Consider the following 16,852-nt stretch of genomic DNA (forward strand, 5'->3'; position numbering starts at 1 on the left):
GATGAGGCGGTTTTCAGGCCCTGGCGGTCGGTAGAAGGCACTCGCCACCGCCGTTGCGCTTTCAACAAAGGAAACTTTCAAAGCACAACGCAGCAGGAGAATACAGTTTACGCAGTCTATATTAGAGTATTAGCAAAATTTGATATCGCTTATTAGCCTTGGCTTACTACGATATATGTGCCCCCGCCGCCACGGCTGGAGAGCATCATGTTTGTTCTGCTAATGGCCATGGCCTGATCAGCCGGCATCGCTTCAAAATCATGCTTAGCCAGGATTTGCCGATTGTACGACCAGGCTCCGAAGCCTTGGTCCAGCACAATAGTCACGCGGTCCTGTCCATCTATGTCGAGCTGCAAGTACCGCCCATGTGGGACGTCTCCATGACGTAGTTGGGTGTGCAGACCCCGGAGCTTGCCGAGCGCTTCGACTGTCGCCTTCTGATCGTCAGCATCGGGCCAGTCATGGATCATCTGCCAAGGTGATCGGCTTGTGGCTGTACGCGGCGGCCTCGTCTCGACTACCAGCACAGCAGGGTTCCCCTGCGAGGTATCGGCAAGGATGGCGACGGTATCTATCATGAGGCGAGCAACTAGTGGAGAAGCCACGAATGGATCACTGTAAGTCGCCTTTACAGCGCGCCCGGCTAGCTTGATCCCGCAGTCGCCCAAGAGTTTTTCGATTAGTCGCGCTGCACAAGTACCGAAGCCATCAAGCGGCCCATCAAGCTGGTTCGTGATGGCTTGATATCCGGTGCCTGCCTTCGGGAGCAGAGTATCATGCGGAATTGGGATGGCTGCGAACTCAATCGAGACTTCGGCGTGGGCCAAAGGAAACTTATGTGGCTGGCCCCAATCCGGACCGGCGACAACGGATTGTATGTCCCGTGTCGCCCAGACATGGGCGAGGTGCGAGGCAGAACCGATTGCCGCAAATGCCTTCGATCCATTGAAAAATTTTGGAGCGTTCCCTTTTAGAAGCGCCACATCGTACCTCAATGCAAAGTCGCGGAGAGAAAGTTTCTCTGCAGACGTCAATCCAGCGATCCAGTCTGCCTGAGCCACCAATCGTATCGGGTGGCCAGCCTTGCTCCAGGTGCGCAACTGGTATTTGGCAAGGGGCCATTCCTCGATGTGCTCTGCGATCTGCTCAGACCCAAGGAAAAGTGTTAGGGCTGCGTCAGGCCGAGATTTGAGTGCCTTGTCGATTTCATCGATAGGATCAATCGACAGGTTCGCCGACGTCTCAAAACGATCTTCCAGTGACAGGTCTGAAGGCAGTGTCAGATGTTCACGCAGATACGTTAGGGCCGCTCCACGATCGAGATCGTCATGCCCTTCAGGCGCATCGATTGTAAGCACGCAGGCAGCGCAGCCGCGTTGGCAGCCGGGGGTCTGACAGTCAAGGATGCGGTCTGCGCGCTCAAGAACCGGCCGCATGAGATCCGACATGGATACTGAGAAGCCTGCACCGCCCGAGGCACGGTCAAAGATCAGAAGGGAAACGGCCGGTCCGCCAAGGTTGTTCCTGCCTTGGGTAACGGCAAACCCCATTTCGTCTGCATCGATGCCCAGCTCCTGTGCCAAGCCTTCACGCAAAGCGATCACCAGGGCATGAGCCGCCGCCCGTTTGATCTGCCGAGGCAATTGCAGCTCGAAGACATCGGTTGTTATCTCCATTCCAAGCGCGAGATGCTGGATAGAAAATGGTTTGTCATTCCCCGGACAAATATCGATGTCTTTGCGATAACGGAGCGGTTTGTGGTCCTTCAAAGGACTTTGGGCAGATTGATCATCGTGCAGTTCTGCCCTGCCGCACTGGAGGCAGATGTCGAACCCATCGCGCCCTTGACCTCCATTGTTGTGATAGAAGACAAGTCCTTCGCGGCTGGATCGGTAGCGGCCCAATTCTGGCACGGGCAGGCACTGCCAGGGTGCCTCGCGTACTGAAACGGACGGATCCTCGGCGGCTACGAATTTCAGAGTGTCAGTCTCGGAATGTGCTTTCTCGCGTGGGTCCACCGAAAAACCAGCAGGACGCAAGAAGTTTACCACCTTGAGAGGACTGGAGCCGCAAGCAGGACACTGTTCGGGGGTATGGGATACGTCGCTCTCGCCGCAATCCCGGCATTGCCAGTGTTGCTTGAGGCTCTGGACGTCGGCCAGGTTTTCCTCAGTCGCTGGGCGTTTCCAATTCAGTGTGACGCCCGCGGATCGATGAACCAAGCCATCAAGTACGATTTCAGAGCCTGGAGCATAGTCACGGATAGCAATATCGAGGGAGCGTTGTGGTCCCAAAGCACGTGATTGCCGGCTGCCGTCCTGTGGCGACGCTGGGGGCAATTTGAACTCCCTGCCCGGAAGGAATGTGACGACGTCAGTGGGGAACCCATGACCCGGCAAAAAGCCTCGATCGGCGAGCCCGCTCAACAGGAACTCGCCACAGAGGCGGCGGAGCTCGATGGCCATTCTGGACTTGGCAGCGTCGCGGAGGTCTTCGTCGCGCGTCAGGGTAACAAGGCCACTCCATTCTTGCAAAAATCTCTTCTCGATCGCCTCGGCTGACTCCGCTGTTGTTTCGATGAGGTGATTGTCACCGGAAAGTACGGAGCGTGAAGTCAGGCTGCTGATAGCTTCTTGATGAGCGAGCATTGTCGATGGCCGGATTAGCCATTCGATAAAGGCAGAAATCGGCCTTTCGCTCTTGGGAAGGCGGGGCATCTTGGGATCTTCGGGACACCCAACAAATGCGCCAATTTGCATCTTCAGCGGGTCCCCTGACCGCTCTCGCATGAATTGGCCCAGAAGGTAGGCGTTGATGTGGCGCTGAACAATAGGCCGACTGCTCAGTGTAACCTTGGGCGCTGCCATGGCTCGTTGCAGGAAAGCCGAGGGATTGGCAAAGGCGTCCCGGTCGAGTGGACGGTCTTTGCAGAAGGTGAAAGCCAACGCCAGAGATTGACCACGACGGCCTGCACGCCCGACGCGCTGCCGATAATTTGCTATCGAAGGCGGTACATTTGTCATCATCACCGATGACACCGAGCCGATATCAACCCCCATTTCCATCGTCGTTGAACAATTCAGGATGTTGATCTGGCCGGCCTTGAATTGCTGTTCGTATTGCCTCAACCGACGGCTTTCCTGTTGGGCCGAGTGCTCGGCCGAGCGGGCATAGTCGGAAAAGAGGGCCAGCCTATCCGAGATATTGGTCCAGGCGCCCTTATTGCGCAATGCGGCGACTTCCTCACCCTCCAGCCAGAGTTGGGTCTCGGCTTTCGCCTGTGAAAAATCCACATGACCTAGCAGAGGCTTTGGATGGCGTGGCATGGTCAGCGGCTTCCCCTGCCTTCGTTCGTCGCTGGTTTCTGTTAGGCCATATGGGGTGAGTCCGAAGGGAGCGCAGTCGAGAACCCGGCGCGTCACAGGGCACCAGAAGGCGTCGACGACCGGTGCCACACGTGTTTTGGCGAAATCGAAGATACGCCGTTCAGGATCGTCGGAGAAGCTGGACTGCACCTGCTTCCAAGCCTCATACAGGCATTCGTCCAGCTCCTCACGGTCGGCATTATTGCCAAGATGGAGCTTCAAACCCGCTAGCAGTAGCGCCACGGGACGCGAACGCGGGCTGGCGCGGAAATGGCCGTTTGGCCACGCGCGGAGCGTTGTGTCGCCATCGGTATTGCGATCAGGGCCTATCAGTGAGCGCCGCACCGCCTTGTGCGAAATCCAGTGCAACAGGCTCTTGTCGATGGTGGTAAAGCGGTTGTTTCGCACGAAATGCGTCAGCACTGTATCGAGATAGGCTTTCCAGTCGCCGAGGGTCTTTCCCCGCGCCTTGAATGGCCTAGGCAGGGTGGCATCGGTCAGTCCGGCAATCGCGGGATTGATGAGCTTGGCGAGGCCGAACGACTCGAGCGATGTGGCTCGCTTCGGACGACGATCAAACTCTCGCAGTACCAGGAATTCGGCGAGTTTGAACTCGTCGGTGAAAACTACGCCATCGCCGCGAGGCTGCCAGAGTGGAAAGATCCATTCTTGGACCTCATACCTGCTCGCGAGTCGCGTGACTAGTTCGCTCCAGACGATACCGTCTTGAGATCCTAGCGTTAGTTTGTCGAGGTTTTTACGCTCGTTTCGCAACAGGTCGTCCAATTGCGGACTGGGCGACGCGGCAACAGCGACTTCAAGGCCCTTGATGGCGGCGCGCGAGGCTTCGATTTTGTCCAGGTCGCCAGTGGCGCCCATTGAGGCCTGCACTTGATGATAGATGAACGAACGTACGAAACTGCGCTCGGACTCGGTTTGCAGTTTGGCGGCCATTCGAGCTGTGCCTTGTCGGCTGTCGGTAAAGGACAACAACCTGCGCCCGAGCGAAGGGAGCTTTTCGCCCCGCTGCTGGGAGGGAAGCACAGCCTCAAGCAGGATTGGCGCTGCATTGCCAAGCAAGAAAGGCGCGCCGAAACGCACGGGTCGTAATATCTCCTTGGCGCCCTTAATCGGGGTGCAATGTGGGCAGGCATAGGCGCCGTCCTTTCGCTCGGAGCGCAAAGAAAGTGTATCCGCAGTAGCCCCGTCTGCGACGCGCCAGCCATCGGGATGCGGATCGAGCCAGAAAGGCCGCGCGCACGTCGTTGGGTTTGCGGCAAACAGATGTTCTAGGGTAAGCGTAAGGGCCTCATCGTCGGCCTGCTCGGGGTTCTCGACCTCCTCCTCATCATCATCATCGCGAAGATCTGTATCGTGCACGAGATCAAAGGCGAATTCGTCCCTCGGTGGATTGCGCAGAGGCGCTGAAATGCGTCCATTAGTCTCCTCACCGTCCAGATAGACCTCGCCGCATTCGGTGCAACTAACCACTTCGAGAACCGGTGCCGCGCAGTGTGGGCACTGATCGGCCCGATCGGGCAAAAGGGCGCCAAAGGGCCACTCGGCTACCTGGTGGCTGCAAGCCGGATTTACGCAGCTCCATAAGCCAGGTAAGGCACGCTCAAAAGCGTGTAGACGCATCGGAGCAAGGCGCTCTTCGGTACCGTCCTGAAGCGTACGGGATGCGCGCGACATAGCATCGACCAATCCGCTGGGATTGATCTTGAGGGTTTGCGCTGCAGCGGAAAAGTCAGCCAATGGAACGCCTTGATCAAACATGCGGTTGACAAGATCCCAACTGGGAGTATGCCCCCCTAAAATCTCGTAGAGCCGATCAGATGGCGTCGCCGGAAGATCCAAATCTACAGGCAGCGGCGCCGGCGTGGGTCGCGTTGGCATCTGCCGCCGCCCTTCGACGACATGCACGCGGTCCTCAGAGACACCCGCTACGTCGGCGAGAAACTTCTGAAGCTGCTGTAATGTACCTTTTCCCGATCCGATGGTCGCGGACGTGGCTACGAAGCGCACCTCATCGGGTTTCACACCAAAAGCGAGCATCGTGCGGCGTAGCAGCAGGGCTACTTCCGCGGCGGCGGCGCCTACCAGGGAATGCGCCTCGTCGAGTACGATCCATTTGAGCTTGCCACGCGATGCATTGAGGATTGGCTGATCCTCAGCTCGCACCAGCATGTATTCAAGCATAGTGATATTGGTGACAAGGATGGGCGGTGGTGATGCCCGCAATGTCTCGCGGTCGATAACCTGTTCCGGCCTGGCGCGGCGATCGCTGGCGCTGCTGGTGCGCTCCATGTCACCGTTATAGAGACCGTAGCGAATAGTTCCACGAAACGGTCGCGTCCATGCCGAAAGGCGCTCCTGCTGGCTCTCTATAAGCGCATTAAGCGGATAGAGCATGATTGCCTGGACGCCCTCGATTGGTTCGAGACTGTCCTGAGATTGCGCCGCAAGATCAGAGAGGATGGGGAAGAGAAAACATTCGGTCTTGCCCGAACCTGTTCCCGACGTGACTACGACTGATTTTGAATCTGCGGAAGAAAGTAACTGCCAGGCTTCGAGCTGGTGCTTGAAAGGCTTTCTGTTGCGCGGAAACCGATAGTCGTGTCCCTCAGGTAATTCGTCAATGGCAGTCACGAAAGCGGGATGCAGTATCGACCTCGCCAAGGCATCGAGGTTCGCTTCGGCGGTCACAAAGGGATGCGCCCCTTCAATTACTGGCTGCTGAAGCAATGCGCCAGCTCTGGGGGCGCTGCCGGCCAGCATTTCACGCAGGTGACGTCGTAAACCTTCATGGGTAATGCCGGATTGCGCGATGATCGCATCAGCAGTCCGAAATTTAAGATTTTCCAGCACATCGAACGGGCTCATTTGCCAGTTGCTCCATAAAAGTCGATCATATGTATCCAGGTCGCTGTGACATAGAAGGGGTCCTCGCGCAGCACCCGTCTGATGAGCAAAGCATCCTCTTTAGAAATTTTGACCTTGCCGAGAGCGCTGGCTGCCAGCAGCACGGGCGCGAAAAGCCCGGCGAATAATTCATGGGTCTTGGTCAAAATTTCCTGCGGTATTGGAATTTTTCGACTCGACAATGCCTCTGCGATGTCATTTGGGTCGTCGCGATGCCGGTCGAACTGGGCCTTGATGTACTCGCTGACAAGAGTGTTAAGGGATGGCGACGTGGATTGTGCATGCTTGCGCCTAGCTGCATCTGCTACGGCCGCCGTCAGGGCAGGTTCAAGCACGGACAGCTGCTCAGTCGCCTTGTTGACGCTATCGAGCGCCATAGCTGCCGCTTTGTCATTTCCGAAAATGGGTTGCAGAGACTCGAACATGCTGGCACCAATGGCCGTCATTGCCATATTCCAACCTTCTAGCGGTAGCCCCAGCCAGAGCAGAGGCAACTCGTCCTGCAATGCCCAAATGGCTGCACGATCTGTGTCGGCGGCCTTGACCAGCAAAGCGATTGCAGCGTGAGGATGGGCGGGCAAAAGCCGCAGGGCATCAATGGTGTTGGCGGGCAGTCCGCGCAGGTGCGTGACAGTGTTGGTCAGCCAGCTAAAATCGGCCTGCGATGCATGACCATCAGCCAAAGTCTGCAACTGCGCGGCAATTGCCGATTGCCGCTCGTCATAGTCCCTGATCAGTCCTGCTGCTGCGAGTAGCGCCGGAGCCTCGCCTAACGTCGCGCCGGAGATGATGCGCGGGCGCGACAGGACGTCAGGGCCATCACGCAGATATACCAGGCATGGTCCTTGGCAACGCTCGGGCAGCCTCCAATGGCTCTCGTCCAAAGGTTCAAGCGCATGCTCGTGACGCGGATCTAAAATCATCCGTGCCACCAGTTCGGCGTCGCCCGCCCAGACAACTTCACCTGCCTCTAGCGGCAACATCTTCTCGCTAAATCGGGTGATGCGAATGGGTGTGCGTGTATCACCCAGAAATGAAAGTTCGAGCAGGTCATCTTGTTCGCCGAGCGTTGCTAGGATTTCTTGCATTGCGCTGCGCAGAACACCCAACGGCAACTCGCCATCAACTTCTGCAACCAGACTGCCGGAGCGGGCACCTTTGGGCGCAATTTCGAGACTGACCCGAGAGGGCGAAATCACTGATGCACCGCGCAACGCGCCAATATTGACTGTTGCTCCGGCCGGCAGCACCGAGCCATCGGCCAGCGTCACGACCGCCTCGCTCCCGCTTATGGACAGTACCACATCGAAACTGCGCCCTTGCGGCGGGTGCAACGTCACAGGGAGCTGGTAGTTTGGTCGCCCTGGAAAAGTGATATTGAGTAAAGTGGGATCATCGGTAGCTGAAAGCTGCGGGGCGGAAACCGACCATCCCGCAAGTCCCTCGAGTCGCAGATGGCCCATCGAGGGCCCGGACATACGTGCATCGAGACGAGATCCGTATGGCAAAAGGGCTAGCTTCACCTTGTCAATTTGAATGTTGGCCTTAGGGTCACGTAGTGAGATTTCGTGTAGGCCCGGGGCATTCAAAGGACCGCGCAGCTCGCGCCAAGGCTCGCCGGCACGCCGGCAATAGATTTCACCGGGCTTAGCCAACCTTGGGCGCTCGGTTTCGCTGACCATTGGCGTGGTCCCAAGCGAGACGATTTCGCGATCTTTTTCAGAAAGGCGAAAGTTGACATCAGCGAAGGGCAGCTGCAATTCGATCGAGCGAGCCTGCACGCCCGTTTCAATGCGATAGCGCGCATCATCTTTGGGCCCCCACACATAGATAGTGCCCTGAACCTCGACCAGCCGGCGCCGAAGACTAACCACAATCACATCACTGATCACAGCGCTTTCAGAGCCGATTTCCATCAACCAATCCGCAGGGAATAGAACATGCAAACTCTGCGCCGGTAAGCTGGCGGATCCACTGCGAACAAGCCGCAATAGTTTGTCGCGACCTGCCGTCCCTTCCTCCAACTGAAACACTAGGACATCAGAGTGCCTTGCTTCGCCGCCAGGCCATGTCCAGGTCACGGGTGGGCTGCTCGCAGAACTGAGCGTAACAGACACCTGAACGGAAAGCGGATAAGGGCAAAGAAGGCGGGATGTCCGCATCAGCGGACGCATGCGCCAGGCCCTTCCGCCCTCAGTAGGCGGTTCGAGCAAAGCGATTTCGCCAGACACGTGCTCGACTAACTGGCTAGCTGGTGTAACGCGAATGCGGCCAAGCGGAGAAAAGCTTGCTAGACTCGATGAGGCGATCTCTCCATCAGCCAGCAATTGTAGCGCTGGTAGCCATTCTCCATCGCGTAATGTCAGGTAGCGCCGGGCTTCAATGCCACGTGCGACGTGGCCGCTGAACTTTTCGTCGAGCAAACCCGTCAACAATTCTCGCGCAAGGGCTTCATCCTCGGCAGGAACGTAGATAGGCAGATCTTGGCGCCAATCGGCATGGATGGCATCGAGAATTGCGGAGTTGTTCACCCCAGAGAGGCCACGTTCCTCCGCTTGCCGACGCAGGCCGAGCACTGCCCCTGCCAACTCTGCACACAGGGCAACGAAGTCATCGTGGTCGTAGCTCTTGCTCACCCGCCAGCGCTCTTCGACGGCGATCTCCAGCAGTCGATCATCGATTACGATAGATTCGTCAAGCGCCCGTCGAAGCACGGCGCGCAAATACTCCTGCAGCCAGCTCCGCGCGCCCTCCAAAAACACTTTCACCGGGAATCCACCCTCCAGCGCCAAGGTGAGCAGGAATTCTCGGCCATGCTGGCTGCGCCGGAGATCGCGCTCCCAATACTGCAGACCAAGTTCGGTCAGCTTTTGTTTGCTGGGGTAGGGGACTTTCGGAAATAGCTCGGGGTCAATGGCGTCCCATTTGAGGAAGGTCGATGCCGATTCGCGCCGGAACCACTCTGCGCAATAAGCGACAAATAAGGCACCACTTCGCAGATCGGGCTCCTCAAGCCGTCCGCGACGAGCGACGTGACCTAGAATATCCCGAGCTTGCAGGAATTCCTCATCGGTCATCCGATAGCGATACAGCGCTCGGCCATCTGGCCCCTTTAGATTGCGGGCACCCCGAAAATTTCTCAGCCATTCCCTGATCGGACCAGATTTTTGGGTCGGCTTAGCATTACATGCAACCGGAGCTCCCTCTTCAGTTGCACGGCGCGCCAGGCGCAATGCCACAACCACACTCATATGGAGATCGCAGGCAAAGTCGGAGTTGCGCCCCTTCAGCTCCTCGTTAAGCGCATTCAAAATCGTATAATCTGCCTGATTTCTCTGAAAAACTGAGGCAAGCTGCTCATCGGTAAGAGTGGTGAATTCCAAAATTGCAGTTCCCCCTACTGCTAAGCAAGTCGTGCACTGGCAATGCTGAGTTGAGAGCAATTACCTCTGTATCGTCAAGTGGTAGTATCGGTTTCAAATGGCCCCAAGATACGAAAACAGGATGTCATCCGCAGCTGTGAGGTAGTTTTGGTCCAACTCCATGATGGTCACCGCAGAAAGAGCCCTTCCAACGGTCAATTTCTGCAGTCGCGAAGGATAGGGAGAACTCACGTCCGCCGGCGGTTTAATGATGAGCTTGTGGAGCGCGACAAAACTCTGAAGTCTGGCACCAGCAAGGCCGAGGACCCAAGCTAAGATGGTCGCAATGCCGCCGGTCTAGTTCGCATTGGCTTCAGAGGAAAAGGAGTGACTGCTTCCAGGAAGTCGATGAGGGATACTGGACGACCGACTTGGGGCGACTACCGGTCATGCTGCCATATAGGACCATGCAACGTCTGCCCTATTGTGGGACTGCCATATCCAGTTGGAGAGCCACGAGTGGCACGTTGGAATGCTACTGGCCTCCTGCATCTTCATGCCGTGCTGCCAGCGCACCGATCGATCTCGGGTCGGGAGCCATGGATCGGAAATGACAGCAAAAAAGAAATCCGACGCAGAGGGGAACCGGTCCGGACTGGTTGACGGTCGCAACTGACTTGTAACGGCCGTGTCACCAATGGCGCCAGTCCACTCACCGCCATTGCACGCTGCTGGGTGGCAATCTGGCCAGCAAGTGACGCTACACTGGTTCCATAATCTCGCGCGAACCTAAATGCTACGAAACGCAACTCTTTAGGCTAGCCACGCTTGTGGGCATACTCTTCCGATGACCTGGCCACCACCTCCCCAATCCGCTCAGCCCACCACTCTGCCATCCTGATGCGTTCTTCCCAATAGGCTCCACGGTGATAGGCGCGGCGGACCCCGTTGCCGCTGACATGTGCAAGTTCGGCCTCGATTGCATCGGCATTCCATAGCCCGCATTCATTCAGAAGCGTGGACGCGGTCGCGCGGAACCCGTGGGAGGTCGCTTCGTGTTTCTCGAAGCCCATCCGCCGCAGGGCCTGGTTCAGTGTGTTTTCACTGATCGGCCTTTCGAGCGATGTGCTCGACGGAAACACGAGCCGCAGATTGCCGGTGTGCTGCTGCTGTTCGCGCAGGATGTCGATGGCCATGGGCGGCAACGGCTTCCGGTGAACCCGGCGCATTTTTGCCCGCTCTTCCGGGATCGTCCAGGTTGCCTTGTCCAGATCGAACTCTGTCCATTCCGCCTGCCGCAATTCGCCTGGCCGCGGGTACAGCAGTGCCATCAGCTTCATCGCTGTCCGTGTTTCGATGGAGCCAGTGTAAGCCCAGATGCTCTTGATCAGCCTGGTGAACGATTCCCATTCCGTTACAGCCGCTCGGTGAGTGACTTTGGGCGCAATGATGGCGCCTCTCAATCCGAAGGTGGGATCGTTGCTGACCCGGGCCGTCGCAATTCCGTAGCGGAACACCTGGCTGATCACCGCGCGCAGCCGGCGCGCAGTCTCATAGTTTCCGAGCGCCTCCACACTGCGCAGAGAAACCAGAATGTCGGCCGCGTCGATTTCGCCTATCGGCTTGGATTGCAGATCCTTGAGCGCAAGGCTTATCAGCCAGCGCTTCTTGTTGAGCGTCGCCTCCGATTTTCCTTCGCGACGGTTCTTATCGAGAAACTCCTCTGCCAGCGCCTCAAAGCTGTTGGCTGCAGCATAAGCCCTGGCGATCTTGTCCTGCTTTTTCTTCTGCGATGGGTCACCATCGTCGGCGAGCAGTTTTCTCGCGGCATCCCTATGAGCGCGGGCCTAGGCGAGCGAGACATCCGGCCATGCACCGAACCCCAGCTGCTTCTGGTTGCCCCCGTAGCGATAGACCATTCGCCAAAGCTTGCTGCCATTCGGATTGACGACGAGCAACAGGCCACCGCCGTCTCCGTGCTTGGTTGGTTTCTCGCCTGGTTTGAGCGCGCGAATCCTGGTGTCAGTGAGTGGCATGTGATGGCATCCGACTCGATAGCGTGAGGGCATGGTTGCTGCGATGCCATCAATTATGCCATCAATTTTTCTGGATGCCATCACTTGCCGATGGACGGTCAGGGACGTGAAGCCTGCCAAAACCAACAAAAAAGCCCGCTTTCGCGGGCTTTTGAGGGTGTTTCTGGACTGTATCGGACAGTCTGAAACTTGAAATTGGTGCCCAGAAGAGGACTCGAACCTCCACACCGTTGCCAGTACCAGCACCTGAAGCTGGCGCGTCTACCAATTCCGCCATCTGGGCATGCGGGCCGATTTAGGGGTTGCGCGCGGTCGTGTCAACGCCTGAATGCGCAGCCGTCTCATTAATTTGGCTTTTGTTTCTGCCTCGGGACGGATCGGGGCCTTGGTGATGGTTTTGCGCTCCCGGTGGAGCGGCAGGATGGCGGGTCCGGCCCCGCGGAAGGTCGCGAATGCCACCGCAGTCTGTTCGCGCCCCGAAATGTCGCGCCGCCCGGCTTTTCAAACACCGGCGGGCTGACTAAGGATTTTCGATGGATTCCGAAACCGCCGTCTCCGCCGCAAAAATCACGTCCCCGCTGCCGGGTGCTGCGGACGCGCGCAACGGCGTGCTCCTGGTGTTCGGCGCGGCGCTGGTCTGGAGTTTCGGCGGCGCCATCGCCCGCGGGCTGGATGTCGGCGATCCCTGGACCATCATTGCCTGGCGGTCGTTCTTCGCAGCCCTGTTCCTGCTGGGCTTCATGCTCTGGCGCGACGGGCCGGCGGGCACCGTCCGCCTGTTTCGCACCATGGGCCTGCCGGGCGTCGCGGTGGCGGTGTGCTTTGCCACCGCGTCGATCTCCTTCGTGGTGGCGCTCGGCTACACCAGTGTTGCCAACATCCTCTTGATGCAGGCCGGCGTGCCGCTGATCGCGGCTCTTCTGGGGGTGGTCTTCCTGCGCGAAGCGGTCGACCGCGTCACCTGGGGCGCAATTCTGGCGGTGATTGCCGGCATCGGCGTCATGGTGTCCGATTCCTTCGCCGCCAACGTGTCCTTCATCGGCGACGGGTTGGCGCTCGTCATCGCGGTGGTGTTTGCAGCCGCCACGGTCATCACCCGGCGCTTCTCCGGCGTAAGGATGACGCCGGCTGTCTGCCTCGGGGTGATCATTGGCACCGTCGTCGGTGTGGTGCTGTCATCGGGACTGATCGTCAGCGCCCGCGACTATGGCCTGCTGTTCCTGTTCGGCGCCTTCAACCTCGGCCTTGGCATGGCGATGTTCGCCACCGGCGCTCGGCTGATCCCATCGGCGCTGGCCGCGCTGATTTCCACCATGGAGCCGGTTTTCGGGCCGATCTGGGTCTGGCTGATCCATGCCGAGGTGCCGGCCCCCAGGACGCTTTTGGGCGGGGGTATGGTGTTCGCAGCACTGGTCGGCCACATTCTCTGGCAATGGCACATGAGCCGCCGCACGGCGCTGCCGCTGCCGAATTGAGAAGTCCGGCAGCAGGTCTTCTGGAGAGCGGAACGCTCGCGGGTGCTTTCAGGCCGGGACCTGGCTGTCAGCGCTGATCCTGAGCCCCGGAATCAATGGCCCCGGAATCAATGGCCCGGGAATCAAAGGCCCCGGAATCAGTCGCCGATCTTCAGTGCCTCGATGAAGGCTTCCTGCGGGATCTCGACCTTGCCGAACTGGCGCATCCGCTTCTTGCCGGCCTTCTGCTTGTCCAAGAGCTTGCGCTTGCGGGTGGCGTCGCCGCCATAGCACTTGGCGGTCACGTCCTTGCGCATCGCCGAAATGGTTTCGCGCGCCACCACCCGGCCGCCGATGGCCGCCTGGATCGGGATCTTGAACATGTGCCGGGGAATCAGGTCCTTGAGCTTCTCGCACATGACGCGGCCGCGTTTTTCCGCTGCCGAGCGGTGCACCAGCATCGACAGCGCGTCGACCGGCTCCTCGTTGACAAGAATCGACATCCGCACCAGATCGCCCGCCTCATGGCCGGTGATCTGGTAGTCGAAGCTGGCATAGCCCTTGGTGATCGATTTCAGCCTGTCGTAGAAATCGAACACCACCTCGTTGAGCGGCAACTGGTAGGTCACCATCGCGCGCTTGCCGACATAGGAAAGGTCGGTCTGGATGCCGCGGCGCTCCTGGCACAGTTTCAGGATCGGACCGAGATAATCGTCCGGCGTCAGGATCGTCGCCTTGATCCACGGCTCCTCGATGCTGGCGATCTTCACCACGTCCGGCATGTCGGCCGGATTGTGCAGCTCGATCACGTCGCCATTGGTCATGTTCATCCGGTAGACCACCGACGGAGCCGTGGCGATCAGGTCGAGATTGAACTCGCGTTCCAGCCGCTCCTGGATGATTTCCAGGTGTAGCAGCCCGAGGAAGCCGCAACGGAAGCCGAAGCCGAGCGCTGCCGAGGTTTCCATCTCGAACGAGAACGAGGCGTCATTGAGCCTGAGCTTGCCCATCGCCGCGCGCAGATCCTCGAAATCGGCCGCATCGACGGGGAACAATCCGCAAAACACCACCGGCTGCGCCGGCTTGAATCCGGGCAGGGCCTGAGCCGTTGGCCGCCGCTCCTCGGTGATCGTGTCACCGACGCGGGTATCGGCCACTTCCTTGATCGAGGCGGTGATGAAGCCGATTTCCCCCGGGCCAAGGGTTTCTGTGGCCACCAGCTTCGGCGTGATCACGCCGATCCGCTCCACCGTGTAGCGGGCGTCGGTCCCCATCAGCCGGATCTGCTGGCCCTTCTTCATCTCGCCGTCGATCACCCGCACCAGCACGATCACGCCGAGATAGGTGTCGTACCAGCTGTCGACCAGCATGGCCTTGAGCGGATCCTTGACGCTGCCGCCCTTGGGTGGAGGCAGCCGCGTGACGATCGCCTCCAGCACATCCGGTATGCCGATGCCTGTCTTGGCCGAAATCATCACGGCATCGGAGGCATCAAGCCCGATGACTTCCTCGATCTGTTCCTTGATGCGGTCGGGCTCGGCCGCCGGCAGGTCGATCTTGTTGAGCACCGGCACGATCTCGTGGTCGGCGTCGAGCGCCGCGTAGACATTGGCCAGCGTCTGCGCTTCCACGCCCTGGGATGCGTCCACCACCAGCAGGGAGCCTTCGCAGGCCCTGAGCGAGCGTGACACTTCATAGGCGAAGTCGACATGGCCCGGCGTGTCGATCAGGTTGAGGACATACATCTCCCCATCCTTGGCCTTGTAGTGCAATCGCACGGTCTGGGCCTTGATGGTGATGCCCCGCTCCTTCTCGATGTCCATGGAATCGAGAACCTGCTGGCTCATCTCCCGGTCGGCCAGGCCGCCGCAGGTCTGGATCAGCCGGTCGGCGAGCGTCGACTTGCCGTGGTCGATATGCGCGACAATCGAGAAATTGCGAATATGGGAAAGGGGCGTGTTTGTCATAGCTCGCGATTTAGCAGGACTGCGGAAAAAGGCAATCGAGGATAATGCCTGCGGCATTCCGATCTTCAGCGGCATCGCGCTCAATGGTGGAAACCGCTCCATGGCGGATCTGCGTCCGGGGAGGGCCTGCGGACTTGTTCTGGTCCGGATCAATCCGCTGATCGCGGGCGCTTCCGCCAATGCCCTGATCGCTGCAGCAGAGAAGCTCGCTACCCTGCTGCGCGCCGCAATGGCAGCCCGGTAGCTTCGGATTTAGTTACTTGAAACGCGCCCTGTCATCCCTTAATGGAGGCGGTGAGAAATTGATCGTTGCAAAGCAGCTTGTGCCTGTCGGCCGGCTCGCCGCGCCAGTCAATAGCCAAATAATGTAACATCACCCGACAATGTTTCGATCAGTGATCAGCAACGGCGGCGTATCGATGTACGGGAGTTGATTTATTGGATCTTTTGTCTGGCAAGATTTCGATTATTGGTCTGGGCTACGTCGGGCTGCCGCTGGCTGTTGAGTTTGGCAAGCATCGCCAGGTGCTTGGCTTTGACGTCAACAAGGCCCGGATTTCGGAACTCAAGTCGGGACGTGACAGCACGCGCGAAGTCGAGCCGGAGGAACTGGCGCAGGCTTCAGATCTTTCGTTCTCGTCCGACCCGGCCGATCTGCACGATTCGACGATCTTCATCGTGACGGTGCCGACCCCGATCGATGAGGCCAACCGCCCGGATCTCTCGGCCCTGCAGAAGGCGAGCCGGACCATTGGCGAAGCGCTCAAGGTCGGCGATGTCGTCATCTATGAATCGACTGTTTTCCCCGGCGCCACCGAAGAGGTCTGCGTCCCGGTGCTGGAAGAAGCCAGCGGGCTGAAGTTCAATGTCGACTTCTTCTGCGGCTACAGCCCCGAGCGCATCAATCCGGGCGACAAGGAAAACACCCTGACCAAGATCCGCAAGATCACGTCGGGCAGCACGCCTGAAGCAGCCGATGCCGTGGATGCGCTTTACGCCTCCATCATCAAGGCAGGCACCTGGAAGGCCAGTTCGATCCGGGTTGCAGAGGCTGCCAAGGTGATCGAGAACAGCCAACGCGATCTCAACATCGCCTTTGTCAACGAGCTGTCGGTGGTCTTTGACAGGATGAACATCGACACGCTTGAGGTGCTCGAGGCGGCCGGGAGCAAATGGAACTTCCTGCCCTTCCGCCCGGGCATGGTCGGTGGGCACTGCATCGGCGTCGACCCCTATTACCTCACCCACAAGGCCGAGATGCTGGGCTATCATCCCCAGGTCATCCTCGCCGGGCGCAGGATCAATGACAACATGGCGCGCTATGCCGCACGCTCGGTGGTGCGCCGCATGCTGCAGAACGGGATCGACGTATCCCGCAGCACCGTCGGCGTGCTCGGCCTGACCTTCAAGGAAAACTGCCCCGATATCCGCAATTCCAAGGTCGTCGATCTCATTCGCGAACTCGAGAGCTGGAATGTGAAGGTTGTGGTGTGTGATCCCTGGGCGCTGCCCGAGGAGGTCAAGCACGAATATGGCTATGACCTGTCCGAACTGTCTCCCGATGCGCCGGTCGACAGCCTTGTTGTGGCCGTCGGTCACAACGAGTACCGCCAGCTCGACCCGGCCGTTCTGCGGTCTTATTGCCGTCCCTCCGCAACACCCGTGATCGCGGATCTGAAGAGCCTCTACGATCGCACGCTTCTCGCTGACCAGGGCTTCAGCGTATTCCGTCTTTAGGATTTG

At 58.8% G+C, this 16,852-nt stretch carries 8 protein-coding genes and 1 tRNA gene; 3 read left to right on the forward strand and 6 right to left on the reverse strand.

All coding sequences use genetic code 11. The annotated features are described in order from the left end of the window. Positions 1-152: 152 nt before the first annotated feature. From GTW23_RS12840 to GTW23_RS12855, 5 genes are all read right to left on the reverse strand, one after another. Positions 153-6,251 carry a DEAD/DEAH box helicase gene (locus tag GTW23_RS12840; RefSeq protein ID WP_252916052.1) on the reverse strand — a complete coding sequence of 2,033 codons (6,099 nt, stop codon included), beginning with the start codon at positions 6,249-6,251 and terminating at the stop codon, positions 153-155. Continuing rightward, positions 6,248-9,673, reverse strand: coding sequence for an STY4851/ECs_5259 family protein (locus GTW23_RS12845; RefSeq protein ID WP_252916053.1), 3,426 nt, complete (start codon positions 9,671-9,673; stop codon positions 6,248-6,250). Before GTW23_RS12845 ends, GTW23_RS12840 begins: the two co-directional genes overlap by 4 nt. A 797-nt stretch (positions 9,674-10,470) precedes the next feature. Further along, a complete protein-coding gene (locus tag GTW23_RS23510) occupies positions 10,471-11,469 on the reverse strand; it encodes a tyrosine-type recombinase/integrase (RefSeq protein WP_425494105.1) in 999 nt (332 codons plus the stop codon). A gap of 30 nt (positions 11,470-11,499) precedes the next feature. Continuing rightward, positions 11,500-11,688 carry an Arm DNA-binding domain-containing protein gene (locus tag GTW23_RS23515; protein ID WP_324288353.1) on the reverse strand — a complete coding sequence of 63 codons (189 nt, stop codon included), beginning with the start codon at positions 11,686-11,688 and terminating at the stop codon, positions 11,500-11,502. 196 nt (positions 11,689-11,884) lie between these two features. Beyond that, positions 11,885-11,971: transfer RNA gene (locus GTW23_RS12855), tRNA-Leu, on the reverse strand. 250 nt (positions 11,972-12,221) lie between these two features. Between GTW23_RS12855 and GTW23_RS12860 the strand changes: the two genes are divergently transcribed. After that, entirely contained in the window at positions 12,222-13,163 is a 942-nt protein-coding gene (locus GTW23_RS12860; RefSeq protein ID WP_252916054.1) for a DMT family transporter, read from the forward strand. Positions 13,164-13,300: 137 nt separating this feature from the next. Here the strand turns inward: GTW23_RS12860 and lepA are convergent, their stop codons facing one another. Further along, positions 13,301-15,166, reverse strand: coding sequence for a translation elongation factor 4 (gene lepA / locus GTW23_RS12865; protein ID WP_382266285.1), 1,866 nt, complete (start codon positions 15,164-15,166; stop codon positions 13,301-13,303). Between lepA and GTW23_RS12870 the strand changes: the two genes are divergently transcribed. Together GTW23_RS12870 and GTW23_RS12875 are read left to right on the forward strand one after the other, a co-directional pair. After that, positions 15,099-15,353, forward strand: a complete 255-nt coding sequence (locus GTW23_RS12870; RefSeq protein WP_152010825.1) for a hypothetical protein — start codon at positions 15,099-15,101, stop codon at positions 15,351-15,353. The genes lepA and GTW23_RS12870 overlap by 68 nt on opposite strands. A gap of 194 nt (positions 15,354-15,547) precedes the next feature. Continuing rightward, positions 15,548-16,846, forward strand: coding sequence for a nucleotide sugar dehydrogenase (locus tag GTW23_RS12875; RefSeq protein WP_152010824.1), 1,299 nt, complete (start codon positions 15,548-15,550; stop codon positions 16,844-16,846). The last annotated feature ends 6 nt before the right edge of the window (positions 16,847-16,852 follow it).

The sequence above is a fragment of the Parahoeflea alexandrii genome (genome assembly GCF_024105735.1).
Taxonomy (GTDB): domain Bacteria; phylum Pseudomonadota; class Alphaproteobacteria; order Rhizobiales; family Rhizobiaceae; genus Hoeflea; species Hoeflea alexandrii.